Here is a 22787-nt window from a genome sequence, read left to right as displayed (position 1 = left end):
TCTTCAACTCGCTGGAGGTTTCCCGCCGATAGCATAAGTAATCTCCAGGCAAGCCTGCTTCAGGATCCTACTTGCCTCGGGAAGCCCTACCTTGGACTCGTTGTATTGAATGTAAGGAACTGTCAGAGCTCCGATTGCCGAGGCACGCTCATCGAAGATCGGGCAGCTGATATTAACAACACCACGAACCAAGTAACTCGGTTGGGCCTCATGCCCTTGCCGGCGAATGCGGGAAAGATGTTTCTTGAGATCTTCGGGAACCTTCTTACCAGTGATGCTCTTCCATTCGGTCAGAGTGCGTTCAAGATCATCCTCTCTAAGATGGGAAAGAATGACGTAACCAGACGCCGCCTCCATCAAGTCCACCGTCGAGCCAAGCTTGACGTAAAACCCCACTGGCGTCGGTGCATTCGCCTGCGCAAGAATCGTAACCTGGGCACCTTCAATAATGCCCATGTGACACGATTGATTCATTTGTTGCGTGACACGATGGATCACCGGCAGAGCCTCGGTGATTAATCGCTCCGTCGGCGGATGCTCTTGCACCAGGGAGAAAAGTTTCAACGTGAGCGCATAACGATCGCCGTCGCTTTGTGCGATGTATCCTCGCTTTTCCAGGCACACCAGCATGCGGAATATTTCAGACACGGTGCGATTGAGATGGCGTGAAATGTCGCTTTTGCTTAGGCCACTCGGCTGGTGAGCGAGCAGTTCAATGACATCCAGGCCCTTTTCCAGAGCTGGCGTAGCATAAGTATTCTTGGATTGTTTAGACGCAGTCTTCGCGAGTTTTCCAGATGCCATATGGGAAGGGTCGAGAACGCACTCAGAATAGCAGACTCATTTGCAATCTATGCCAAGTGGCCGACGAGTTCCTCTGACCAATAGGTTCCGTGCGGAAACGCATACGTCTGCAGCGAGTCAGGTTTGATCTCGATGCTATAGCCTGGCGTCTCCGGCATATAGTATCGTCCCCGTCTTACGTCGACCGGGGTCACAAAATGCTCGTGCAAGTGGTCGACAAATTCAATGACCCGCTCCTGCATCGTTCCTGAAACATACAGGAAGTCGAACGCTGAAAGATGCTGCACATATTCGCAGAGCCCAACACCTCCCGCGTGTGGACAGGAATGCCAAATTGCTTGGCCATCAGAATGATCGCTAGGTTCTCATTCACGCCTGCCACGCGGCAGCTATCGATCTGACATACGTCAATCGCCTGCGCTTGCATCAACTGTTTGAACATCACCTTGTTGTGGCAATGCTCACCAGTCGCAATGCGTGTGGGCTTTGTCTCGCGGCGAATCCGCGCGTGCCCAAGAATATCTTCCGGACTGGTCGGTTCCTCCATCCACCACGGTTGAACCTCCTGCAACGCACGAATGCGTACGATGGACTCTTCCACTCCCCACTTCTGATTCGCATCGATCATTAGCCGGGTCTCCCAACCGATCGCCTCTCGCACAATGCGGCCACGGCGAAGATCGTCTTCTGGATCTCCTCCGACTTATGCTGGCCTGCATCTCGTGGATGCCTGACTTGCTGAAGGTTTTACATGCGTTTTCGGGGGAAATAGCGAGCTTAGACAGTGGGATTTGAGTCGTAGACATGGGCTTCTCCTTTCAAGGTTGTTTACCCGTGCCGTAAAGCAGGTCGGGACGCGTCCGCAAAATACTTCTCGGGACCCTCTGCAGGGCACCGAAGAGGGGTGGAAGGAATTTGCGGAATTAGCGGCGCGCGCCTGTTAGGCATTACGGGGGAAACAATTAGAAGAGGAAACAAAAGATTTGTGCGCTTACCTCGATATGCCTCTACAATTCGTAACTGCGAATGTACATAAAGACCGAGGGATTTGAAAATGGCTGAAAAAACAATAGTGGAGAAGGCTGCAGAGGCGGTCGGGTACGGAATTGCAATGGCGGAAGATGTGGCAGGCTCCGTCAACAACGCAGTGGGTACAGCCGTGACCGCGGTTACCGACGTTCTGACGAAGTCATCGGCGAAGAAAGCCCCTATCAAAGAGACTGTGCGAAAGGCCTCTGCGAAGAAGGTTGTGGCAAAGAAGGCAGCAAAAAAAGCTCCCGCCAGGAAGGCCGCGAAACAAAACGTGACAAAGAAAGCTGTGAAAAAGGCACCGGTGAAGAAGGTCGTTAAAAAGCCAATAGCCAAAAAGATTCCGGCTAAGAAAACTGCGAAGAAATCCGTAAAGAAGGCTGTGAAGAAGGCGACCGGACGGCGGTAAAAACTGTGAGGAAATATGGCGAATGACAAGGCGAAGAAGAAGGCAGCGAAGAGAGTAGAAAAAGCAGTCCGGAAAGCTGTGAAGAAGGGCTTAACCGAGAATGCGGTCGGGAAGGCCGTATCGTTGGGCATAGGCAACGGAGTCAAGAAGAAGCCTGTTGGCAAAGCGGTTGTGGGGGCTGATGCACGGGAAGCAAAGACGGCCTGACCACGAGAAGAAGCGGTATGTCTGTGGTGTAATCGGACTCTATGGACCCCATTACGCCCGGAATTATTAGCAACCTTATTACGCATCCCCAACGGCCCCTCGTGGGCGCACTGCCATGGTCGTTCCACTTTCTCAGATCTTCGCGCAGGGACGGGCATACTCGCGTCTCGAGCCGTTCAATGGCACCACGGAACACATGATTTACCGAGAAGGAGTAGCCACAAATGAAAATGACGCGCCGACATTTCGCCCTTTCTATTGCAGCTGCCAGCAGCATGCATTCTTCCTTATTCGGATCCACGCTTTCCCCACTGGGTGTTCCCCGCGGCGTGGTTCCCGGCCGAGTCACCTGGGCCCACGATCCGGCGGCTGTGACTTGGGATGGAACAGGTTCCTGGTGGGCGGACGCCAACAACAACCAGGCTGCAATTGATCGCATGGTCTCCTGCTCCATCCGAGGTCTTACAAATCAAAGGAGCGATGCCCAGGCATGGAGCGCCATCTTCCACTATTTCAATCGCACTCATGATCGTGGCAACGTCGGATACAAGGCCGGCGAGAAGGTCGCAATCAAACCGAACCTGAACAACACAACGGATCATGGCACGATCGACCGTCTCAACTCGTCGCCCCATCTGATCCTTTCGCTCGTCCGGCAGTTGACCGGTCCGGGAAAAGTGCCGCAATCGTCGATCACCATCTTCGATACCAGCCGGTTCATCCCCGGCAATCTCTACGACAAAATTTACGGTGAGTTTCCTGGCGTCGTGTTCGTGGACCATATAGGCGGCGACGGGCGCCTGAAGGCCGAGTTCAAGCCCAACGCGATCCCTTTCTCGGTTACCAGCCGCAATGCTTCGGGTCTCGATACCACGGTCGTCGAGGCCGCCTACCTAATCGATGCGGCATTGCTAAAAGGACATGTGAGTTCAGGGGTGACGCTTTGTGCTAAGAATCTGTTCGGCGCCACAAGCATCAATCCCGACTGGCGCAAAAACGCGCACGACGGCTTCCCTCCCAACCATGACGGTTCCCCAAGTTACTCCGCATTCGTCGATTTCCTGGGTCATAAGGATCTTGGCGAGAAGACCATGCTCTTTATCGTCGACGGGCTCTATGGTTGCTCGAACGCGGATGGACCACCAAAGCGCAAATGGAAGATGGCCCCTTTCAACGATGCGTGGCCGAGCAGCATTTTCATGTCGTTGGACGGTGTGGCGGCCGATTCGGTCGGCTTCGATTTTCTGACCTCGGAATGGCCTGATCTCGTGGATATTAAGAATGCAGACAACTATCTTCGCGAAGCCGCTCTGGCTAATGATCCACCTTCGAAGACTTTCTACGACCCTGAACGCGATGGCTTCCGATGCCGCAGCCTTGGCGTACATGAGCATTGGAACAATGGAACGGACAAGAAGTACTCGGGCAATCTCGGAAAGGCGCACGGGATCGAGCTTTTCCAAGTGGGCTGATCGGGACCAAGAGGAGATGAAGATGAGCAGGAACGTCTTGTTCTTGTGCTTGACCGCAACATCGGTATTAGCGGCAAGTGCGTTTTCCCAGCCATTTTTGAGCCAATATAAGGGCATGCCCTATCGCGACAGCCGCTATCAAGACGGCCCACAGAAAGTACCGGGTCGGGTGTTGTGCGCCTATTATGATCTGGGCGGCGAAGGAGTGGCGTATCACGACACTGACTCAAAGAATCACGGCAGCGGAGAATTGAATCCGGCCGATGGGACCTACCTCAATGAGTTTCGCATCCATGAGGGAGTGGATACTTCATATACGAAGTTCGACCGGAAGCCGGATCCGTTTGACGACAACCCCTTTGACAAGATTGTCCCTCCTCGAGACTTGCCCTATGTTGGCTGGACCGAACCCGGAGAATGGTTCAACATCACTGTCGACGCCGCGCGGGCAGGAACTTATGCTGCCGATTTTCTTCACACCTCCAATCGTGGCGGAACAATCTCTATCGACGTGAATGGAAAAGAGGCAACAGGACCGCTGCAGGTCCCAACAACATATGACTCTGCAGACCCCGTGGCTTGGCGTCAGTGGCATCACTGGAACTTGGCTCCGAAGTTCTTCAAGATTCGCCTTAGCAAGGGGAGGAATGTTCTCACCGTCCACATCTTGACCGGCGGCAACATGAATTTGGCGTATTTTAACTTCAAACAGGATCACTGACGAAAGGGATGCAAATTGTTACATCTCGGCTCAACCGTCCATTACATGGAGCATCAGCAGCTTCGGTACTCGAGAACGAATCGCAACGAATTCATCCGCGGTGGGTTTCACTTTTTCAGTGGCCTCGCGAACGTCCCTGTAATCGCGGAGCCCACCTCGAACGGCTATGGTGCGCTGCAGAACAATCGGTTCTCCGGGATCCCGCGAATCCTCGGTTTCACGCGGTCTCCGCATCCCTGGCCTACTGAGAAGGCAGAGGATGGGTTTAGTGTGCATTCTTCCCCACTTCTTGTGAGCGTCCGCGAGAAGAGAACGGATGGGCCGTTGTCCAAGCGGACATGGCTACGCTCTTCGAAGCACCTAAACAACCCCATTGAGCAGGACCATCGTAAAGCCGGCTTGTCGGACAGGTGCCCGAAAGTCAGGGGGGCTCAACTGGTCTATGCAACATCCGCGAGAACGGATATCGAGCTTCGTTTTGCTGGCAATAAGAGAGGCTCAGTACGTGGGAGCGATAACGGCCGTGTGGGAGCAATAAGGGAACAATAACTGGTTCTTAGGGCGTTTTGGGGGCCTTCAGGGGGCGACGGAGGCCTTCAAAAACCAATACGTTACATGATCGTTTAAAAATGGCATGGAAGAGGTCATGGGTTCGATCCCGATCAGGTCCAGAAGACAACCCTTCAATACCAGGTACTTACCGACACTACGCTGCCGCCTTCCACAACAAGAAGGCTCAACTTCGTCATCAAGAAAATCAGAGTTCATTGTGCGGTAACCGCGAGCTACACCCCTTCCCGTTACTGGGAACCGCTTGGATATTCGTGGCTTGATCTAATGAAATTTATTGAATTGAGATTGTTAGAGTGTGACGTCGTCGCGTATGCGGGCTTGAACCTACACCGGCCGAGTTTAGGAAACAAAAGCCCCATTTGAAACCGAATGGGATTTTTTAATGACTGTGAACCCCAAAATAGACTCATGTCACCTTTGGGTTTACTCAGTAAATATTTTAGTATCAGCTACTTACACGACACGGAGCCACTTTCATTTTATCGATCTCCACTTTCATCGAAAGTGGTTCCGTACAGTTGTGTGGGTTGAGCATAACCTTGAACTTGCGTTGCTTCAACAACCTGCGAAAGGCTGAACCCCATAAGGCTGAGGAACCGAACCCAAAAGGCTGAAGTTCCACGATGAAGTTACGCATAAGGCTAAATTTCGCATCGGACACGGCGGTCGATTCTAGTCCTGACGAGCTAAGTATTTGAATCAAAGTAGGATACGATCCACTACCCGCGTAGGAATCGGCTTCCAAGCGCTTCTTCCAAGTTCCCCTCTACCTTCGTCACGCCATTTAGCTGCAGCCGGAGGTGCTGCCGCAGCTCATGCAGCGGTAGCAGGAACCGCTGCGGGTCATGATGGCTCCGCAGGTGGCGCAGGAGGGTGAGTCGCCCATCTCGTACATGGACTTCATGGCGTCGGAGGCGTGGTAGATGCCGCGGTCTTCGAGGGACATGGGGGATTCGAGTCCGCTGCGGGCGCTGAGGTCGGGCGCGATTCCCTCCTGGGGTGGGGTGGTGGGGTGGGTGTGTTCGTGGCTGTCGTAAGTGCTAAACGCAGATCCCTCCGCTTCGCTGCGGGATGACAACAAAGGAGACGGCGAGGATGGTTCAGCGGCCGGGGCGGAGGCGTTGAGTTCGACGCGGTTGGCCGGGCTGGTGACGGTGCCTTGGACGGGGATGGCGATCTGGGCCTGTGGCTGGCTCTGGGCTTGCGGGCTTAGGCCGGCGAAGAGGTCGAACTGGTGTCCGGAGAGGAAGCGGATCTGGATCCAGCGGAAGATGTAGTCCATGATCGACTTGGCGTAGCCGATCTGCTCGTTGCCGGTCCAGCCGGAGGGCTCGAAGCGGGTGTGGGCGAACTTCTCGCAGAGGACACGGAGAGGGACGCCGTGCTGGAGAGCGAGGGAGACGGCGGTGGCGAAGGAGTCCATGAGTCCGGAGACGGTGGAGCCTTCCTTGGCCATGCGGATGAAGATTTCGCCGGGCTGGCCGTTGGGGTAGAGGCCGACGGTGATGTAGCCCTCGTGTCCGGCGAGGCCGAACTTGTGGGTGACGGAGGCGCGCTCGGCAGGGAGTCGGTGGCGGACGGCGCGGGGCGGTGCCTGCGAGTCTGCGGCGTCGGAGTTCTGGAGAGCGGCTTCGGTGATCTGCTTGAGCTGGGTTTCGAGGTTGTGGATGCGGATGTGGGCGGCGGTGGCGGTCTCCATGGCCTCGGTGAGCTGAAGTTTGACGGCGGCAACTGCAGGTCCTTCGACTTCGGCTGCGCCTTCGCTCAGGATGACACCGTTTTTGTCCGATGCGGCTTTTTCGGTGGTTGAGGCTACGGCGTTGGTGGCGCGGGTTCCCTTCTTGTCGGCATCGGTTTGGGCGGTGACGTTGAGGGGCTGGGTTCCCTTGGAGTTGTCGCGGTAGATGGCTACGGCCTTGAGGCCCTGGCGCCAGCTCTCCATGTAGGCTTCGGCGATGTCGTCGACGGAGCAGTCCTGGGGGAGGTTGACAGTCTTGGAGATGGCTCCGGAGAGGAAGGGCTGGGTGGCGCCCATCATCTTGATGTGACCCATGTAGGAGATGCTGCGGGTTCCCTTGGAGGGCTTGAAGGAGCAGTCGAAGACGGCGAGGTGCTCGGGCTTGATGGCGGGCGCGCCTTCGATGGTGCCGGTGGCGTCGATGTAGCTGACGATGGCGTTGACTTGCGCCTCGTCGTAGCCGAGCTTGATGAGGGCTGAGGGGACGGTGTTGTTGACGATCTTGATCATGCCGCCGCCGACGAGCTTCTTGTATTTAACGAGGGCGAGGTCAGGCTCGATGCCGGTGGTGTCGCAGTCCATCATGAAGCCGATGGTGCCGGTGGGGGCGAGGACGGTGACCTGGGAGTTGCGGTAGCCGTGCTTTTCGCCGTGGGCGAGTGCGCCGTCCCAGGCGTGGCGGGAGGCTTCGATGAGCTGGTCGAGTTGGGGGACGAAGAAGGGCTCGGCTGAATTTTTGGAGCGGCCGATGTTGTTGACCTCGGCGCGGTGCATGCGGATGACGTCGAGGAAGGGCTCGCGGTTGACGTAGAAGCCGGGGCAGGCTCCGCCGGCGATTCCTGCCTGCTGGGTGAGGGGGGTGGCTGCGCCGAGGGGCGGGCAGGTTTCGGCGATGCGGGAGGACTGCCAGTAGGCGTCGCCGCAGAGGATGGAGGTGAGGGTGGCGGCGAAGTCGCGGCCGGCGTCGGAGTCGTAGGGAAGACCGAAGGCCATGAGGAGTGCACCGAGGTTCGCATAACCGAGGCCGAGGGGGCGGTAGTCGTGCGAGTTCTTCGAGATCATCTCGGTGGGGTAGCCGGCGGAGTCGACGATGATCTCCATGGCGGTGGTGACGATCGCGATGGCGTGGCGGTAGCTGGGGATGTCGAACTGTCCGCCGGGGGTGAGGAACTTCAGGAGATTGAAGGAAGCAAGGTTGCAGGCGGAGTCATCGAGGAACATGTACTCCGAGCAGGGATTGGAGGCGTTGATGCGTGCGGTGTTCTTGCTGGTGTGCCAGCGATTGATGGTGGTGTCGTACTGCATGCCGGGGTCGCCGCACTGCCAGGTGGCTTCGGCGATGTTGTGCATGAGGTCGCGGGCCTTGTACTCCTTGACCGGGGTGCGCTCCTTGACGGTGCGGGTGACGAAGGTGCCGTCGGACTCGACTGCACGCATGAATTCGTCGGTGACGCGGACGGAGTTGTTGGCGTTCTGGAAGAAGATGGAGCTGTAAGCTTCGGAGTCGGGACCGCTGCCGTCGTAGCCAGCCTGCATGAGATGCCAGGCCTTCTGCTCTTCTTTCACTTTGCATTGGACGAAGTCTTCGATGTCAGGATGATCGGCGTTGAGGATGACCATCTTGGCGGCGCGACGGGTCTTGCCGCCGGACTTGATGACGCCGGCGAAGGCGTCGAAGCCGCGCATGAAAGAGAGCGGGCCAGATGCGGTGCCGCCGCCGGAGAGGGTTTCCATGGAGCCGCGGATGTTCGAGAGGTTCGAGCCTGCGCCGGAGCCCCACTTGAAGAGCATGCCCTCGGTCTTGGCGAGGGTGAGGATGGAGTCGAGTGAGTCCTGCACGGAGTTGATGAAGCAGGCGGAGCACTGGGGCTTGGTGTAGCCGGTGACGGAGAACTCGACCTTGCCGGTGGTGGCGTTCCAGTGCCAGTTCTGGGCGTCAGAGTTGGGCTCGAGGCGGTCGCAACCTACGTTGAACCAGACCGGCGAGTTGAAGGCTACCTTCTGGTTGAGGAGGAGGTGGGCGAGCTCGGCGTAGAAGGTGTCGGCGTCGGCCTGGGAGGCGAAGTAGCCGTCGGCGATGCCCCAGTCGCGGATGGACTCGGCGACGCGAGTGATGAGGGCGCGGACGCCGGATTCGCGCTCGTCGGTGCCGTTGAGGCCGTGGAGGTATTTGCTGGCAACGATGTTGGTCGCGGTCATGGACCAGTCGGCGGGGACCTCGACGTTCTTCTGCTCGAAGATGGTCTTGCCCTTGAAGTCCTGGATGATGGCGTCGCGGAGCTCCCAGACGATCTCATCGTAGGGGGAGATTCCCGGCTTGGTGAAGTGGCGATCAAACGTCAGACCGGGAGTGCGCTGATTCTTGAAGCCGGCTGCTCCGGATGCGGTCTGGGCGACGGTCTGTGTCTGGGTCTGGTTGGGAATGGTGGCCATGGGGAGTACTCCTTCTAATTTGATGAAAAATCTGGGGTGCCGATGCTCCCGAAAGCCGTTCGACCGGGAGGTAAAACTGACGAGTAGAGCGCTGGATATTTATCCGGCTTGGCTGAGCCGGCGGCGTTCTGAGTCGTGAAATGTAAGGAACTTTGGCCGTCTTTTGCGTGGCTGCAGTCGTGAAAGTAACGCCCCTTATGGGGTGTGTCAAGTATAAAGCACAACATGTTGTGTTGGCTGTGCGAATACCCCTATTTATGCGGTGTTAATGTGTCAAAACGGTAAAAACCTTGGTTTTTGCTGTGGATTTTGCGAAATCAGCACGATAGGTGCGGATTTACTGATCTGTAATAGGTCAGTTTTGAGGGTAGGCGCGAACGGGTCGGATGGCAAGGCGCATGTGGTGTGGATGAGGGTGGAAATGTGGGAAAGAGGACGGCTTTCCGGAAGGAGTTCTGGGATCGCGAATTGACCAAAAACAGAAAGGAGTGAACTCGCGTGTAATGTGTTGCGTAGCGTTTGGCTGACGGAGGATTTCTGGTGCAGACAGAGATTGGCTCGGGGAAGGAGGCGCGAACAGAGACCTTAGTGCTGATTGGGATTGCGTTGGCGGTGATGCTGATTCACCTGCTGACCAATGGGCGGTATGGATTTCATCGGGATGAGTTTCAGTTTTTGAGCGATGCGCGGCACCTGGATTGGGGGTTCGTTGCATATCCGCCGTTTACTCCATTTGTGGAGCGGCTGGGGTTGCAGTTGTTTGGGGTGTCGATGGTGGGTTTGCGGCTGTTTTCCGTGATTGCGCAGGCGCTGGCGATTCTAGTGACGGGGCTGATGGCGCGGGAGTTGGGCGGGGGGCGGCTGGCGCAGGTAACCTCGGCGCTGGCGGTGGCGACCTCAGGATTGCCGGTGTTCGAAGGAACGGAGTTTCAATACTCCTCGTTCGATTATCTGTGGTGGGTGTTGATCGCTTATTGCGTGATTCGGTTGTTGAAGACGGAGGATCCGCGATGGTGGCTGGCGATTGGTGTGTTTGTCGGCATGGGGCTGATGACCAAGTACTCGATTTTGTTTTTCATCGCGGGGATCCTGGGCGGGATGGTGTTGAGTTCGGCTCGGCGTCACTTCGCGAGTGGGTGGTTCTGGGGTGGCTTCGTTGTGGCGCTGATGATCTTTGCGCCAAACTTTTTCTGGCAGGCGCGGCATGGATTTATCTCGGTTGATTTTTTGCGTCAAATCCATGCGCGGGACGTGAGGATAGGGCGGGCGAATGGTTTTGTGAAAGACCAGTTCGTAATCTGCGTGAACCTGGCTACAGCTCCTATATGGATCGCGGGGGTGGTTTATTTTCTGCGCAGCGAGCGGTACCGGATGCTGGGGTGGATGTACCTTATCCCGTTTGTACTGTTTTTTGTGGGTAAGGGGCGGGGGTACTATCTGGCAGCGGCCTATCCGATGCTGCTGGCGATGGGCGCGGTGGTTTGGGAGAGAAAGGTCGCTGGGCTTACGCGAGTGTGGCGGCGGGTTGTGCTTGTGGCTGGCTTTACTGCGATGACGGCCTACGGAGTATTTATTTATGCAGTTCTGGTGCCACTGGCTTTGGATGGGCCACTGAAGCAATTTGCGCTGAAGAATAATGGCGATCTGCGCGAGGAGTTCGGGTGGAATGAGCTGGTACAGGCGGTAGCAGGGATTCGCGATTCTTTGCCAGCCGAGCAGCGAAGTAATGTTGGCGTTGTGGTGGGCAACTATGGAGAAGAGGGCGCAGTGGAGATTCTCGGCCCTGCATACAAGCTGCCGATGCCGATCAGTGCGACGAATTCGGCGTGGCTGCGGGGATATCCTGCGGTGCCGCCGTCAACGCTGATCGTGGTGGGCTATTCGCGCGAGGCTGCGGACAGAGCGTTTACTTCCTGCAGGCTGGCGGGACATAACGGGGACTCGGAGGGTGTGAAGAACGAAGAGAGCCAGGGGCATCCGGATATTTTCGTTTGCGGCTCACCACGCCTGCCGTGGCCGGAGTTCTGGAAGGAGTTTCAGAATTATGGGTGATCGGCTTGAATTTGAATGGTACGAGCAAATACAGGGATCCTTCCCCTTCGACTACCGCTCAGGGTCGGGATGACGGCTTCTATCTAATTCTGCTTCCTCGTGATTTTTCGTACTTAGACGGCGCGGGTAAGGCGGAGTCGCTGGCGGAGTTGGGCGGTGGCTTCGCGGTGGCAGAGGAGGCAGAGGGTGCGGAGGTTGTCGAGGTCGCACTGGCCGCCTCCTTCGGCGACGGGACGGACGTGGTCGGCGTCCCAGAGGCTGCGGCGGGCGGTGATGGACTTCATGCCGTAGAGGCGGAGGCCGGCGGCGCGGGCGCGGCCTCGGGCTCGCTTGAGGGCGCTGTAGGCGGCGATAGTGTCGATCGCGCAGACGGAGCAGATGCCGCGGTCGCGGGAGAGGACCTGATCGCGGAGGTAGCCGGGGTCGGTGCGGAGACGCCACTGGTGAACGCAGTAGTCGCTGCAGAAGGTGCGGCGGCGTTTGGCGAGGATTTCGAGTTCGCACCAGCGGCAGAGGGGCAGATTGTTGGGACCGATGGGAAGAGCATGGCGCGTGGTGCGGCCGCCGGCGAGGGTGCGAGGGACGATCATGCTGCTTCGAGGATAGGGTACGGCGAAGACCGGGGAAATTGTTGAGGCTGGTTCTGTTCTATCTCGAAGGAGCTGGGTTGGACTGGGATCAGACTTCGAAGTCTACTTCCAGGGGTTCGATGAGAGGAACGAGCCAAGAGAGAAGTTGAAGGTGGACGGGATGGTTGTTGTAGGCGTCTAACGACTCGCGATCCGCAAACTTCATGACGCCGCCGAACTCGTAGCCCTGGGATCGCGGCGAGAAGTTGGCACCGACGTTGGTTTCGAGGATGGCTGGTATCTGTAGATGGAGTTCGTTGATCTCGTCGTAGGCGCGCTCTTTTTGAGCTTCTGTGGTGTCGGGTTTCCAGCGGAAGCAGAAGGTGTGGATGATCATGGAGGTATAGTAATTTGGCCCGCGGTTCGTGATGTAACAAGAGTTGGCTATGATCGTTGAAGAAGTGGAGGGTGCAATGTCCAAGACACAATCGGCGATGGTGGCCCTGGGGAGTACGGCTCCAGCGTTTGAGCTGATGGATGTGGTGAGTGGGAAGGCCGTGGGACGGGACGATGTGTTCGCTACGGCCTCGGAAGATGCGCGGGCGGACGCGGCGAACTGCTCGGCGACGGGATGCCACGGAATGCTGGTGATGTTTCTGTGCGTACACTGCCCCTACGTGAAGCATGTGGAGGAGGAACTGGCGCGGATTGGGAAGGACTACGAAGGCAGGATTGCGATCGCAGCGATCTCGTCGAACGATGTGGAGGCTTATCCGCAGGACGCACCGGAGGAGATGAAGAAGCAGGCGGAGCGGCTGGGATTTCGTTTTCCTTATCTATATGACGAGACGCAGGAGGTGGCACGGGCTTATGACGCAGCCTGTACGCCGGACTTCTTTCTGTTCGATGCGGGAATGTCGCTGGTGTATCGCGGGCAGTTGGATGATAGCCGGCCACGGAGAGGCGATTCGGGGAACGATATTCCTGTGACGGGGAAGGATCTGCGTGCAGCTATGGATGCGGTGATTGCAGGGAAAAGGCCCGATCCGAATCAACGGTTCGCTGTTGGATGCAGTATTAAGTGGAAGCAATAGACGCGGGCCGGCCCGACAATACAGGATAGAGCTAACGGTTTGTGAAAGGGAGAGCTATGGACGCTGTTTTGGAAGAGCTGAAGGCAGGAGTTCGGCGGTTTCGGACGAAGGTTTATCCGAACCATGAGCAGGAATACATCAAGGCGGCCAGCGTGCCCCAGACACCGCACGCGCTGATTGTGACTTGCGCCGATTCACGAATTGATCCTGAATTGATTACACAATCGCGACCGGGCGATGTATTTGTAACTCGAAATGTCGGAAACCTTGTGCCGGCTTATGGCGAGATGCTGGGCGGCGTGAGCGCGGTGATTGAATATGCTGTTTCGGCGCTGAAGGTACAGCATGTAGTGATATGCGGACACTCGGATTGCGGGGCAATGAAAGGGCTGCTGAATCCGGATAGCCTGGAGAAGTTGCCAACAGTGAAGAGCTGGCTAAAGAACGCACATGCAGCGTTGAGCGTGGCGAGTTCGCTGGCGGAGACCGACGAGAACAAAGAGGGGCGGCTTCGGCGACTGACAGAGGAGAATGTGCTGCTGCAGATGCAGCATCTGCGGACGCATCCGTCGGTTGCGGGCGCAATGGCGCGTGAGGAGCTGACGATCTCTGGATGGGTGTATGACATTGGCAAGGGCGAGGTGAGGATCTCGGAAGACGGCGGCCGCGTGTTTGTGCCTGTTGCGGTTGAGGGCGAGAGCGAATGATCGTTCCTCGCGGGCGACAGCTAAGAGCGATGCTGATGTACGTGGGCAAGCCACTGCTGCTGCTGGTTCTGTATGACCTGGCGGTGGTGGCGGCGTATAAGGTGTTGCATTGGGACTGGGTGGCACTGCCGCATATTCCGCTGTCGCTGTTTGGTTCCGCAATCGGCATTATTGTTGCGTTTCGAAACCAGTCGTCCTATGCGCGGTGGTGGGAGGCGCGCATTCTGTGGGGTTCGGTTGTGAACAACTCGCGGAGCTGGGCGCGGCAGGTACTGACGGGAATGTTCTCGGTGAAAGCCGACGAAGCTGCAGAGATGAAGCAGATGCAGCGGCGAATGGTTTATCTGCAAATTGCTTATGTGCATGCTCTTCGTCAGCACCTGAGAAAGCTGGAGCCATGGCCGCACTTGGCGCCACTGCTCGACGAGCGCGAGTTGGAGGCGCTGCGCGTTGAAAAAAATGTTCCTCTGACGATTCAGGAGTGGATGGGCCAACTGCTGCTGGAGTGCCAGATTCGAGAGTGGATCGACGCCCTGCAGTGGCGGGCGATGGATGAGAGCCTGAATGATCTTGCGGATGCGCAAGGTGGAGCGGAACGGATTAAGAACACACCGATGCCGAAGGTGTACGACTACTTTCCGCAGCTCTTTGTTCAGATCTACTGCGTGCTGCTGCCATTGGCTTTGGTGACGAGTATGGGATGGTCTACGCCGCTCGGTTCGACGCTGGTTGGATTTATTTTTCTGGCGCTGGATAAAATAGGACGCGATTTGGAAGATCCGTTCGAGAATACAATTTTCGATGTGCCGCTGACTTCGATTACGACAACAATTGAGATCAATCTGCGGCAGTTACTGGGAGAGACGAAGTTGCCTCAACCTGTCGCGCCGGTGGATGGCGTGGTCTGGTAGTGTGTTCGATGTTTTATAAGTGGCCCCGGCTCTGTGCCGGGGCTTTTCACGTTGGGGATCAGGCGTGGGTAGTGCCGTCGGAGCCGTGGAGTTTTACGAGTTTGTTGTAGATGCCGAGGATGAGGAAAGGTGCGGCCCATTGGCCAACGAATAAAGAGGTGTGCGGTTTCTTTGCAGCCTGGAAGCCCACAGAGACAGCCATTGATCCCAAAGCCAGAGCGAGGTACACACTAGAGGGAACCTGTGCGGTGACCTTTTCGATGGCTGCGGTCAGCTGATCTTCCTGAACATCCCCTTGACTTACACGATAGTCGGTCATAACAAATCTCCTTGGCGGCGCTGCCGTCATATAACGAGAGAGATGCCGAATGAGCTACGGGTGGGCCCAAGAGTTTTGTTAAGTTTTGCTTGGTCAACAGGCGTCTAGATTGCGTTGATGGGGTGGAGACGATTGCCTAGAGCCAGTCAAGCTTGCGAAGGACATAAAGGAGGATCCCGGTGACTACGATAGTGATGCCGATGATCCATTCGGCTCCGTGAGGGGATTCTTCGAAGGGCAGACCTTTGAGGTTCATCCCGTAGACGCCGGAGATGGCGATTGCAGGTAGAGCGACGGTGCCGAGGATTGTAAGGACCTTGACGACCTCGTTGGTGCGATTGGAGACTGACGAGAGGTAGATGTCGAGGGTGTTGTTGAGAAGATCGCGCTGGGTTTCGACCGAGTCCAACAGCCGCGCGACGTGATCGTAGGTGTCGCGGACATAGGGCTGATTCTCAGCATCGATGATGGTGTTGGGGTCGCGCTGAAGGTGGAGCGAGGCGTCACGGGTGTTGACGAGGACACGGCGAAGGTCGATAAGTTCGCGCTTGATGGCGAAGACGGATTGAAGGATCTCGGGGGAAGGATCGTCAAAGACTTTGTCTTCGAGCTGGTCGATGCGGTCGTCGAAGTGGTCTATCGCGGGGAAGTAAAGATCGACGATGGTGTCGAGGATGAGGGAGACGAGTTTGGCGGGGTGCTCGTCGTCACCGTCGCGACGAGCGCGGGCCAGAGCCTGCTCGGTGGTTGGGCAGGTGGGATCTGAAATGGTGATGAGGAAGTCTTTGCCGGCGAAGATGTCGATCGGGGAGAACGAGGGCATCTCTTCGCCAGGGTTATCGAGGTCTGGGATGAGGCGGACGGGTTTGAAGACGGCGAAGGTGTAGGCGGCGCCAGAGTCGACCTTGACGCTTTCGTCATGATTACGAGCATCTTCGAGATGTAGGGGATGAAGGTTGTATTGTTTGGCGAGTGCGTCGAGCTTGGGGTCGTTGGCGTCCTCGAGTTGATACCAGGGCATGGGGTTCCTTGTCTCGCTTTGTGATTCGACAGTGGGCCGGTTGCTTGGCGCGACCAACGTCAGGGTTGTAACGGCTGCGCGAAAAGCAATAGCGTCGCTATAACAGGAAAAGATTCAGCGCTGCGCCATGTCCGGCGGTCTTCATGCGGGAGTTATATCATCACAACCTTGAGACTGCATCAACCTGGCTGAAGAAGAGTAGTGCGGCTCGAAATTGCGGTCGAACCTCATTGACTGGTCGATCAACAAGTTTGATAGCATCACCAAGCGTGTTCAACCCCTTTCTTCGCGAGCCAGAACCTACGTTCTCCGATCTCTACCGTCCCATATCTGAGGTTGAATTACGAAGCCTGCTGGCGGATTGGCATTCCTTGATTCCCGAAGCGCGTTCCGCCCTGGCCGCAGAATTTGCTTCTAGAAATCTCGCCTTCGAGGCTCCTGCGCTCGAAGAAGACGCACCACCCGACTTCCGCGAACTCGTCACCATTCGAAGCTATCGCGATCTCTCCGAGGCCATCGTCGCTCGAGCAGTCATCGAATCCGCGGGGATCTTCTGCTTTTTAAGAGACGAGAACCTCATCCGCCTCGATTGGCAGGTCTCGAACTTCATAGGGGGAATTCGCCTTCAGGTTGCAGCTTCAGACGCCGAAGCCGGTCTAGCGTTGCTTTCGCAACCCATCCCGAATGAATTTTTCATTCCTGATGAACAGGAGTTCTCGCAGCCTCGCTGTCCCCGCTGCACCTCCACCGACATCACGTGGGAGCGTAAAGGTCGCAAAGCTGCTCTCGCGTCGCTCTATCTATTCTCTTTGCCATTTCCTCGGGGTTCCGGGTCTTGGCACTGCAGTTCCTGCGACCTGCATTGGGTTGATGAAAACCCGTCTGGAGAGTAGCGAAAACCAGCGTTACACATCAAGCTGCCGAGCGTGGCCTAGCGAAGCAACCGGCCGGAAGACTGCCGAGTCAGAACGACTCATTTGGGGTGAAGGTTCTTTAGCTTCTTGGTGATGCTTCTGGCTCCAGAGAAGACTGCCATCTTGGTGTTGTCGATGACCTTGCTTTTGCCCGGCGGCGTTGGGTTGATACCGAGTTTGCGCAGCTGGTGATTTACGCGGAAGAGATCCCTGTCAAATGCAATCGATTCATAGCCGATGCTGAGCGACATGGAGGAAGTGGGGCCGCTTTCGACCATGTGCGGGAAGTGCATCGGAATGTGAACGCCGGTTCCTGGCTCCATATCGAAACGCATGGCGCGCGACCTGATCTCTTCGTGGAACGCGATCTCGTTTTTCGCCCAATACTTTTCGATATCGAGGTCTTTGAGAATCTCTTTGTCGCTTCCGTCGAATATGTAGATGGTTTTGGTGCCTTGGATCTGCAGGAGGAAGCTGTCTTCGCTGTCGATGTGATAGGGAGTGAATTCGTTTGGAGACGTGAGGAAGAGAGTCTCCATGGGTGCGCGGTACTCTTTGCTGAGATCGACATGCGTGAGCTCTGAAAGCTCGTGCGTCATAGTTTCGAGGACCTTGTCGTACCTGGGCTGAGTGTGAATGAAGCTGAGCTTCATCCTCATCCGGCTGAGGTCGGAGTGACGAAAGGCCTCGACGAGGCTCGCCTTGTGATCCTCGCTTCCCCACTCTCTGAATTTCCTATCGAGATAGAAGAAGCCGGATTTGGTGCTGTCACGACTCCAGATTTCGGCGAGTTTTTCTACGGATTGAGTGGAGAAGAGATCGTTGGAGTCGAGGTTGTGGGAGAAAAGAAAGGGCTTTCGCCTGAAGTAATCTGAAAATTCTTTTTCTGATTGGAAGTACGTGTAAGTCACAGGGGCCCCCCGGCAGATCGCAAACTCGCTAATCTGGTTCGACAAGCGAATGGTACAGGGACGCAGTATCTACTTCAATTTTAAAATGATTCGTCCTATGCGATTTGGCAGTACTTTCGCGGGCTTTCGCGTAAGTAACCAAGCTGGTAGTTACTATTTTTATTAGAAATAGTAACTACTTTTGGCAGTATGGAGAAGGGATGTTACCGCGTAACGGTCTCAATATGAGTGATTTCGCCGTCGCGCATGTGAAGGATGCGATCGGCGATCTGGGCGGCCTCGGGGTTGTGGGTGATCATGAGGACGGTCTGATTGAGCTCGCGGCTGGATTGGCGGAGCATCTTGAGAACTGCGTCGGAGTTTTTGGTGTCGAGGTTGCCCGTGGGCTCATCGGCGAGGACGATGGCTGGGCGGTTGATGAGAGCGCGAGCGATGGCCACGCGTTGTTGCTCGCCGCCGGATAGCTCGTTGGGACGATGGTCGAGGCGGCCCTGGATGCCGAGCATCTCGGTGAGGTGTGTGAGGAGCGGACGGTCCAGCTCTCGTTTGGTGGTGGCGCCGAGGTTGGCGATGTCGTGAGCGATCTCGATGTTGCCCATCGCAGAGAGGGTAGGTAAGAGGTTGAAACGCTGGAAGATGAAGCCAATCTTGGCACGGCGGGTGCGGGTGCGCTCGGCGTCGGTGAGGGTGGCGAAGTCGACGCCGTCGATGAGGACCGAGCCGGTTGTGGCTCCAGTGAGGCCGCCGAGAATGTAGAAGAGAGTGGATTTGCCGGAGCCTGAAGGGCCGACGATGGCAACGAACTCGCCGGGGGTGATGGCGAAGTTGACCTTTCGGAGAGCAGGCACCTCGAGCTTGCCGGAGCGATAGGTTTTGCCCAGATCGCGGGCGAGGATGACGGGCGTTGGGGTGCTGCCATCGGGCGTCGAGTGTAGAAGCGTTGTGGAGGAGGGGTCGGGCTGGGGGGACAACGTGGAAGAATGAGAAGACATGTATGTCTATGAAGTTTATCGCGAATGGGGTCGGGCGTGAGGCCGGCGGAGCTTTTGCTGTGGGGATTGGCAGGCTGGACGGCCCTGGGATTTGCTGGGGTTGGGTTGTCGCGGTTGCGGGGCGAACAGCTTCGAGTGCGCCGTGGAATAGTGTGGCTGGCCGGAGTCTGGGCGATGTATCTCGTGGTGCTGATAGGAGTTTCGCTGGTTCAGAAGCAGAAGGTGGTGGCAGTCGGACAGCCGCAGTGTTTCGACAATATGTGTTTTACGGTGACTGGGGTAGAGGAGGTGAAAGGATTTTTGATTCACGATCAGCGGCGGCTTGTGCGAGTGACAGTTCGGGTTACAAATCGGGGACGTTCGGCGAAGAGTGATGGTTTGATGGAGGCTTATCTGGTGGATGCGCAGTGGCGGCGTTGGAAAGAGTCGACTGGAGTCAATGGAGTGGGGCTCACGGCAAAGGTAGCTGCGGGTGACTCGGTGATCAGTCAACCCGTCTTCAAGTTGGCTGGCGACGCCACGGGCTTGAAGCTGGTCTTGACGCATGGGTGGAAGCAGTCGGGCGTATTGGTGATTGGTGACTCTGATAGTTTGCTGCACCGGAAGACGGTCGTGGAACTTGGGCGCTGATCGAGGACCTGTTAGTCCGGGATAGAGGCGTTACTGCGTGGACGGCGTGTAAGTTACCGCAGGTCTATGCAGAAGAATTACTGCAGTGGTATGTGCCGCGACGGAACTTTTCCCTTGAAAATTGCAAGTTGGTGCATGATGTGAAATGAACAACTTGTAAATCTCCAGTGGAATGCGGGTTGCAAATTGGCACTCGAAATGCACATATAGCGATGTCGGAGGTCTTTCGAAGATTTCTGAAACGGGCTCTATCTGTTGCGCACTATAGATGCAAAACAGAGACGACAATTATTAGTAATGAAGGGCTTCACGTACGGATTGCATTGATACCGCGATTGGCTTGAACGGCAGCCTCATCGCATGTACGTCTTACGCTTTTTACGTTTTTCGCTGGTTTCATTTCAGCTTGAGTTGAAGCCTTAATCCAACATTTCGGTGATGTCCCAGCTGCGTCGATCCGGTTACGGCGCGTGAGCAGCTTGGTGCGTCAAATTGTCCCTACGCAGCCGGCTCTGCTGCGCAGACGGACGCGTTCGCCCAACAATGCCCAGGAGGCAGAAGTGAATAAATTAGCTTGCACTCTCGTTACTGCATCGGTTCTCGTCGGCGGCTCCGCCTATGGCCAGAACAAGCCCAAACCATCGAACGACAAGCAGACCAAGCAGGCGCTCCGTGACAACCAGTTGGACACCATCACGGCAGGCGCGAGCGACTCTTCGATCGCAGCGAATAACTCGACTGTCACCTCCAGCAACACAGGATCTGTGGATGTGAGCGGCAGTGTGTTGAGCAGCGCGAGCGGAATCAACATTGTGAACTCCAGCGATGCCATGGTGGCCAATGGTGTCAACGTGTATGACAGCAGCGATACCTCGGGCAAAGGATCCGATGTTACGCAAGGCAACGATATCTCTCAGGGTTCGGACTCAACGGCGACGCTTTCCGGCTATCACCGCGGCAAAAACAGCCAGTTGACAGTGAATAAGAGCTCGAACGTCGCCAAGACGAGCAGCTCTTCGGCGAGCCTTGACGCTGCCGAAAATAGCAGCACCACGAACAGCAAGGCGAACACTAACGATCTGTCCAAGACGAACAGCACGACGGACACGTTCGACTCAAGCAAGAGCTTTGCTCAGAATGCCAGTGCAAGCAAGAGTTCCTCGGCGACTGAGTCGGCTTCCGCCGCGGCGAATGCCAGCAAGACAAGTGGCACGACCAACGCCTTCGCCACGAACGCTTCTCTGACGGCGGGTTCGACGCAGTCGCTTGGCGCCACTCTGACCACAGCGGCAAACGCAGCAAAGAGCGCCAATGGCACCGCAAGCGGTGGATTCACCGCGAACGGCGCATCGGCTGATCCCGGAGGGAGCGCCTCTACACTTGGCAACTCGACTTCGAACAACACTTCTTCGAGTGGCGGAAGCACCTCGGGGACGGTTGGAAGCGCAGCCAACAACACTCGTGCAGCGAATGGTGGATCGTCGTTCAACGCAACCGGCAACGGCTCGGCGACAGACACGACCGCTTCAAACAGCGCCGCCTCGCTCAACGGCAGCCTGAACGCTGCTTCCAACAAGACCCTCGCAGCAAACGGCGCAACGACAGACAACTTTGCAACCAACAAGTCGTCTTCGGAGGCCGCGCAGGAGGCTGAGTCCGCTTCTGGAACCAAGTCTTCGACGGCTGCCGAGGCGTCCAACGCATCAAGCACAAAGAGCGTCAGCCTCGCACATAACTCCTCTCTGACCCACGATGTGTCTTCTTCCGATGACTTCGCTACCAGCCAGGCTGCCAGCCTGACGACGAGCGCTTCGGATTCGAAGTCGCTGACTGCAGTGAAGAGCACGGCGGTAACTGACAACGTTCAGGGTGCGGTCACTCTCGCCGATGCAGCTGCGACTAACATCGCAGTCGATGGGTCGACGATCAGCACGACCAACAACTACAGCATGACGCTCGCCGGATCGGCTGAGTCGAATGCGAAGGCGATCAACATCGTCAATGCGGCAGGCGGCATGGTTGGGAATGGCGTGAACGTTGCCCATTCGTCAGGCATGAATCCTATCCCGTCACTCACTCAGGTCAATAGCATCTCGCAGATTCACTAAAAACAACGACAGAGCGGGACTCCGCACTTGTGGTGGAGTCCCGGGCTGTCCTTGTACACGGCTTTGAGGAGGATGTATGAGTCGTCTTTTAGTGATTGCGAGTCTTGCGCTGCTGAGTACTGCAGGACTAGCCCAAAGCTCAACCAAGCATGCGGGCCAACCGCTGAACGACGCTGCCATGGATCGAGTCACGGCAGCGGGCGTTTCAGCGGGGTTGTCGAATGGAGTCGTGCAGTTTCAAGGATCGGCAGCAACACCTAACGGCCTGGTGACAGGTGCGGGTACGTTGCAGGTGCTGACCGGGCCGTTGACCTCAACGACCAATATGGGCACGTTGACGTTGAACGGCAGCGCGCAACAGAATCTGAGCTCGCTAGTCAACATCAACGCGGTGAACTCGAACATCAATGTGCTGCTGAATTTGAACGTCAATATGAACTCGACGGTCGGATCTATCGTGCAGTCCAACCTGGGCGCCGGAAAACACTGATGAACTGTCTTCGATCCATTTTTTTTGCTGGATTGGTTAGCGTTGTTCTCTTCCCCGCCCCCGCACGCGGCCAGAATACCGGCACCGCGACGGGGGTGCAGGGAAGCAAGAACATTCGAAGCCTGGAAGAGATTCGTAATGAGGGCGTGGTGAAGCAGCGTTGGGATGTGAGCTGCGGCGCCGCAGCATTGAGCACGCTGCTCACTTACGACTTCAAAGACAATACGCCCGAGACTTCGATCGTGGTTTGGCTACTGCATCGCGTGGATGCTGGTCGCGTGCGCTCTCGCGGTGGGTTTTCTTTGCTTGATCTGAAGCACTTTGCCGAGGCTCGCGGATACCACGCGGAGGCTTTTAGCGGCATGACTGTTGAAGATCTTGCGCTGGAAAAAACTTCCGTCATCGTCCCGATACGAGTGAAAGGGTTCGACCACTTTGTGGTGATCAAGGGCATATATGCCGGACATGTGATTGTGGGCGATCCGGGATTCGGCAATATGACGATGCGAGTGGACCGGTTTCAAAAGCTGTGGAAGAACGGGATTGTGTTCGTAGTACATCCACCGGACGACAGAATGATTGGGGAAAGAAATCTACCGGCGGCGGCTGGGCTGGTGCCAGATGAATCGCTGATCTCTCGCAAGATCGGGGTTGTCGCTCCGAGCAACTATTTGTACTGAGGG

Annotated in this window: 22 protein-coding genes; 13 read left to right on the top strand and 9 right to left on the bottom strand. The window is 56.5% G+C overall.

The features are described 5' to 3' along the window. Positions 1-3: 3 nt before the first annotated feature. Together HDF14_RS12920 and HDF14_RS12915 are read right to left on the bottom strand one after the other, a co-directional pair. Positions 4-804: an IclR family transcriptional regulator gene (locus HDF14_RS12920; protein WP_183977256.1), complete on the bottom strand. Its 801-nt coding sequence runs from the start codon at positions 802-804 to the stop codon at positions 4-6. Between the two features lie 190 nt (positions 805-994). Next, positions 995-1465, bottom strand: coding sequence for an enolase C-terminal domain-like protein (locus HDF14_RS12915; protein ID WP_313899560.1), 471 nt, complete (start codon positions 1463-1465; stop codon positions 995-997). Between the two features lie 393 nt (positions 1466-1858). On the opposite strand from HDF14_RS12915, the gene HDF14_RS27205 reads away from it, so the two are divergent. The 4 genes from HDF14_RS27205 (at position 1859) to HDF14_RS12895 (ending at position 4642) form a co-directional block, all read left to right on the top strand. Beyond that, positions 1859-2242, top strand: a complete 384-nt coding sequence (locus HDF14_RS27205; RefSeq protein WP_183977254.1) for a histidine biosynthesis protein HisIE — start codon at positions 1859-1861, stop codon at positions 2240-2242. Between the two features lie 15 nt (positions 2243-2257). Next, positions 2258-2449, top strand: coding sequence for a hypothetical protein (locus tag HDF14_RS12905; RefSeq protein WP_183977252.1), 192 nt, complete (start codon positions 2258-2260; stop codon positions 2447-2449). 224 nt (positions 2450-2673) lie between these two features. Further along, a complete protein-coding gene (locus HDF14_RS12900; RefSeq protein ID WP_183977250.1) occupies positions 2674-3921 on the top strand; it encodes a DUF362 domain-containing protein in 1248 nt (415 codons plus the stop codon). A gap of 22 nt (positions 3922-3943) precedes the next feature. Continuing rightward, complete coding sequence (locus tag HDF14_RS12895; protein WP_260698220.1) at positions 3944-4642, top strand: hypothetical protein; 699 nt, start codon at positions 3944-3946, stop codon at positions 4640-4642. A 1357-nt stretch (positions 4643-5999) separates the two neighbouring features. Here HDF14_RS12895 and HDF14_RS12890 read toward each other — a convergent pair. Then, on the bottom strand, positions 6000-9386 hold the full coding sequence (locus HDF14_RS12890; RefSeq protein ID WP_183977248.1) for a vitamin B12-dependent ribonucleotide reductase: 3387 nt from the start codon (positions 9384-9386) through the stop codon (positions 6000-6002). Positions 9387-9926: 540 nt separating this feature from the next. Here HDF14_RS12890 and HDF14_RS12885 point away from each other — a divergent pair. Continuing rightward, positions 9927-11438 (top strand): glycosyltransferase family 39 protein, encoded by a 1512-nt coding sequence (locus HDF14_RS12885; RefSeq protein ID WP_313899559.1) that lies wholly within the window; start codon positions 9927-9929, stop codon positions 11436-11438. 113 nt (positions 11439-11551) lie between these two features. On the opposite strand, the gene HDF14_RS12880 is transcribed toward HDF14_RS12885, so the two are convergent. Together HDF14_RS12880 and HDF14_RS12875 are read right to left on the bottom strand one after the other, a co-directional pair. Next, positions 11552-12028 (bottom strand): HNH endonuclease signature motif containing protein, encoded by a 477-nt coding sequence (locus tag HDF14_RS12880; protein WP_183977246.1) that lies wholly within the window; start codon positions 12026-12028, stop codon positions 11552-11554. Between the two features lie 88 nt (positions 12029-12116). Beyond that, positions 12117-12404: a Dabb family protein gene (locus HDF14_RS12875; RefSeq protein WP_183977244.1), complete on the bottom strand. Its 288-nt coding sequence runs from the start codon at positions 12402-12404 to the stop codon at positions 12117-12119. 76 nt (positions 12405-12480) lie between these two features. Between HDF14_RS12875 and HDF14_RS12870 the strand changes: the two genes are divergently transcribed. Genes HDF14_RS12870 through HDF14_RS12860 form a run of 3 tightly spaced genes read left to right on the top strand, consistent with a single transcriptional unit; the run spans position 12481 to position 14719 of the window. Then, positions 12481-13101 (top strand): thioredoxin family protein, encoded by a 621-nt coding sequence (locus HDF14_RS12870; RefSeq protein ID WP_183977242.1) that lies wholly within the window; start codon positions 12481-12483, stop codon positions 13099-13101. A 56-nt stretch (positions 13102-13157) separates the two neighbouring features. Continuing rightward, the gene (locus tag HDF14_RS12865; RefSeq protein WP_183977240.1) at positions 13158-13808 is read left to right on the top strand and encodes a carbonic anhydrase; all 651 of its coding nucleotides are present in this window, start codon (positions 13158-13160) and stop codon (positions 13806-13808) included. Then, the gene (locus tag HDF14_RS12860; RefSeq protein ID WP_183977238.1) at positions 13805-14719 is read left to right on the top strand and encodes a bestrophin family protein; all 915 of its coding nucleotides are present in this window, start codon (positions 13805-13807) and stop codon (positions 14717-14719) included. Before HDF14_RS12865 ends, HDF14_RS12860 begins: the two co-directional genes overlap by 4 nt. Positions 14720-14777: 58 nt before the next feature. Here HDF14_RS12860 and HDF14_RS12855 read toward each other — a convergent pair whose 3' ends face one another. Both HDF14_RS12855 and HDF14_RS12850 read right to left on the bottom strand, forming a co-directional pair. Then, positions 14778-15038: a hypothetical protein gene (locus HDF14_RS12855; RefSeq protein WP_183977236.1), complete on the bottom strand. Its 261-nt coding sequence runs from the start codon at positions 15036-15038 to the stop codon at positions 14778-14780. A 136-nt stretch (positions 15039-15174) separates the two neighbouring features. Then, positions 15175-16059, bottom strand: coding sequence for a magnesium transporter CorA family protein (locus HDF14_RS12850; protein WP_183977234.1), 885 nt, complete (start codon positions 16057-16059; stop codon positions 15175-15177). A 269-nt stretch (positions 16060-16328) separates the two neighbouring features. Between HDF14_RS12850 and HDF14_RS12845 the strand changes: the two genes are divergently transcribed. Continuing rightward, a complete protein-coding gene (locus HDF14_RS12845; protein ID WP_183977232.1) occupies positions 16329-16952 on the top strand; it encodes a DUF2007 domain-containing protein in 624 nt (207 codons plus the stop codon). Positions 16953-17032: 80 nt separating this feature from the next. On the opposite strand, the gene HDF14_RS12840 is transcribed toward HDF14_RS12845, so the two are convergent. Beyond that, on the bottom strand, positions 17033-17884 hold the full coding sequence (locus HDF14_RS12840; RefSeq protein ID WP_183977230.1) for a JmjC domain-containing protein: 852 nt from the start codon (positions 17882-17884) through the stop codon (positions 17033-17035). A 203-nt stretch (positions 17885-18087) separates the two neighbouring features. Then, complete coding sequence (locus HDF14_RS12835) at positions 18088-18876, bottom strand: ABC transporter ATP-binding protein (RefSeq protein ID WP_260698218.1); 789 nt, start codon at positions 18874-18876, stop codon at positions 18088-18090. Between the two features lie 24 nt (positions 18877-18900). Here HDF14_RS12835 and HDF14_RS12830 point away from each other — a divergent pair, with 24 nt between their 5' ends. From HDF14_RS12830 to HDF14_RS12815, 4 genes are all read left to right on the top strand, one after another. Next, positions 18901-19506, top strand: a complete 606-nt coding sequence (locus HDF14_RS12830) for a hypothetical protein (protein ID WP_183977228.1) — start codon at positions 18901-18903, stop codon at positions 19504-19506. A 560-nt stretch (positions 19507-20066) separates the two neighbouring features. After that, entirely contained in the window at positions 20067-21614 is a 1548-nt protein-coding gene (locus HDF14_RS12825; RefSeq protein WP_183977226.1) for a beta strand repeat-containing protein, read from the top strand. Positions 21615-21690: 76 nt separating this feature from the next. Further along, the gene (locus tag HDF14_RS12820; RefSeq protein WP_183977224.1) at positions 21691-22104 is read left to right on the top strand and encodes a hypothetical protein; all 414 of its coding nucleotides are present in this window, start codon (positions 21691-21693) and stop codon (positions 22102-22104) included. Next, positions 22104-22784 carry a C39 family peptidase gene (locus tag HDF14_RS12815; RefSeq protein WP_183977222.1) on the top strand — a complete coding sequence of 227 codons (681 nt, stop codon included), beginning with the start codon at positions 22104-22106 and terminating at the stop codon, positions 22782-22784. Before HDF14_RS12820 ends, HDF14_RS12815 begins: the two co-directional genes overlap by 1 nt. Positions 22785-22787: the final 3 nt, after the last annotated feature.

Source organism: Tunturiibacter gelidiferens, from assembly GCF_014201335.1.
In the GTDB taxonomy this organism is placed as follows: domain Bacteria; phylum Acidobacteriota; class Terriglobia; order Terriglobales; family Acidobacteriaceae; genus Edaphobacter; species Edaphobacter lichenicola_E.
This window is presented reverse-complemented; position numbering and strand designations above follow the sequence as displayed.

What these genes read in the sequence shown, in the direction of transcription:
- HDF14_RS12920 (WP_183977256.1), bottom strand. Translation starts at nt 804, where the DNA reads ATGGCATCTGGAAAACTCGCGAAGACTGCGTCTAAACAATCCAAGAAT.
- HDF14_RS27205 (WP_183977254.1), top strand. Translation starts at nt 1,859, where the DNA reads ATGGCTGAAAAAACAATAGTGGAGAAGGCTGCAGAGGCGGTCGGGTAC.
- HDF14_RS12905 (WP_183977252.1), top strand. Translation starts at nt 2,258, where the DNA reads ATGGCGAATGACAAGGCGAAGAAGAAGGCAGCGAAGAGAGTAGAAAAA.
- HDF14_RS12900 (WP_183977250.1), top strand. Translation starts at nt 2,674, where the DNA reads ATGAAAATGACGCGCCGACATTTCGCCCTTTCTATTGCAGCTGCCAGC.
- HDF14_RS12895 (WP_260698220.1), top strand. Translation starts at nt 3,944, where the DNA reads ATGAGCAGGAACGTCTTGTTCTTGTGCTTGACCGCAACATCGGTATTA.
- HDF14_RS12890 (WP_183977248.1), bottom strand. Translation starts at nt 9,386, where the DNA reads ATGGCCACCATTCCCAACCAGACCCAGACACAGACCGTCGCCCAGACC.
- HDF14_RS12880 (WP_183977246.1), bottom strand. Translation starts at nt 12,028, where the DNA reads ATGATCGTCCCTCGCACCCTCGCCGGCGGCCGCACCACGCGCCATGCT.
- HDF14_RS12875 (WP_183977244.1), bottom strand. Translation starts at nt 12,404, where the DNA reads ATGATCATCCACACCTTCTGCTTCCGCTGGAAACCCGACACCACAGAA.
- HDF14_RS12870 (WP_183977242.1), top strand. Translation starts at nt 12,481, where the DNA reads ATGTCCAAGACACAATCGGCGATGGTGGCCCTGGGGAGTACGGCTCCA.
- HDF14_RS12865 (WP_183977240.1), top strand. Translation starts at nt 13,158, where the DNA reads ATGGACGCTGTTTTGGAAGAGCTGAAGGCAGGAGTTCGGCGGTTTCGG.
- HDF14_RS12860 (WP_183977238.1), top strand. Translation starts at nt 13,805, where the DNA reads ATGATCGTTCCTCGCGGGCGACAGCTAAGAGCGATGCTGATGTACGTG.
- HDF14_RS12855 (WP_183977236.1), bottom strand. Translation starts at nt 15,038, where the DNA reads ATGACCGACTATCGTGTAAGTCAAGGGGATGTTCAGGAAGATCAGCTG.
- HDF14_RS12850 (WP_183977234.1), bottom strand. Translation starts at nt 16,059, where the DNA reads ATGCCCTGGTATCAACTCGAGGACGCCAACGACCCCAAGCTCGACGCA.
- HDF14_RS12835 (WP_260698218.1), bottom strand. Translation starts at nt 18,876, where the DNA reads ATGTCTTCTCATTCTTCCACGTTGTCCCCCCAGCCCGACCCCTCCTCC.
- HDF14_RS12830 (WP_183977228.1), top strand. Translation starts at nt 18,901, where the DNA reads ATGGGGTCGGGCGTGAGGCCGGCGGAGCTTTTGCTGTGGGGATTGGCA.
- HDF14_RS12820 (WP_183977224.1), top strand. Translation starts at nt 21,691, where the DNA reads ATGAGTCGTCTTTTAGTGATTGCGAGTCTTGCGCTGCTGAGTACTGCA.
- HDF14_RS12815 (WP_183977222.1), top strand. Translation starts at nt 22,104, where the DNA reads ATGAACTGTCTTCGATCCATTTTTTTTGCTGGATTGGTTAGCGTTGTT.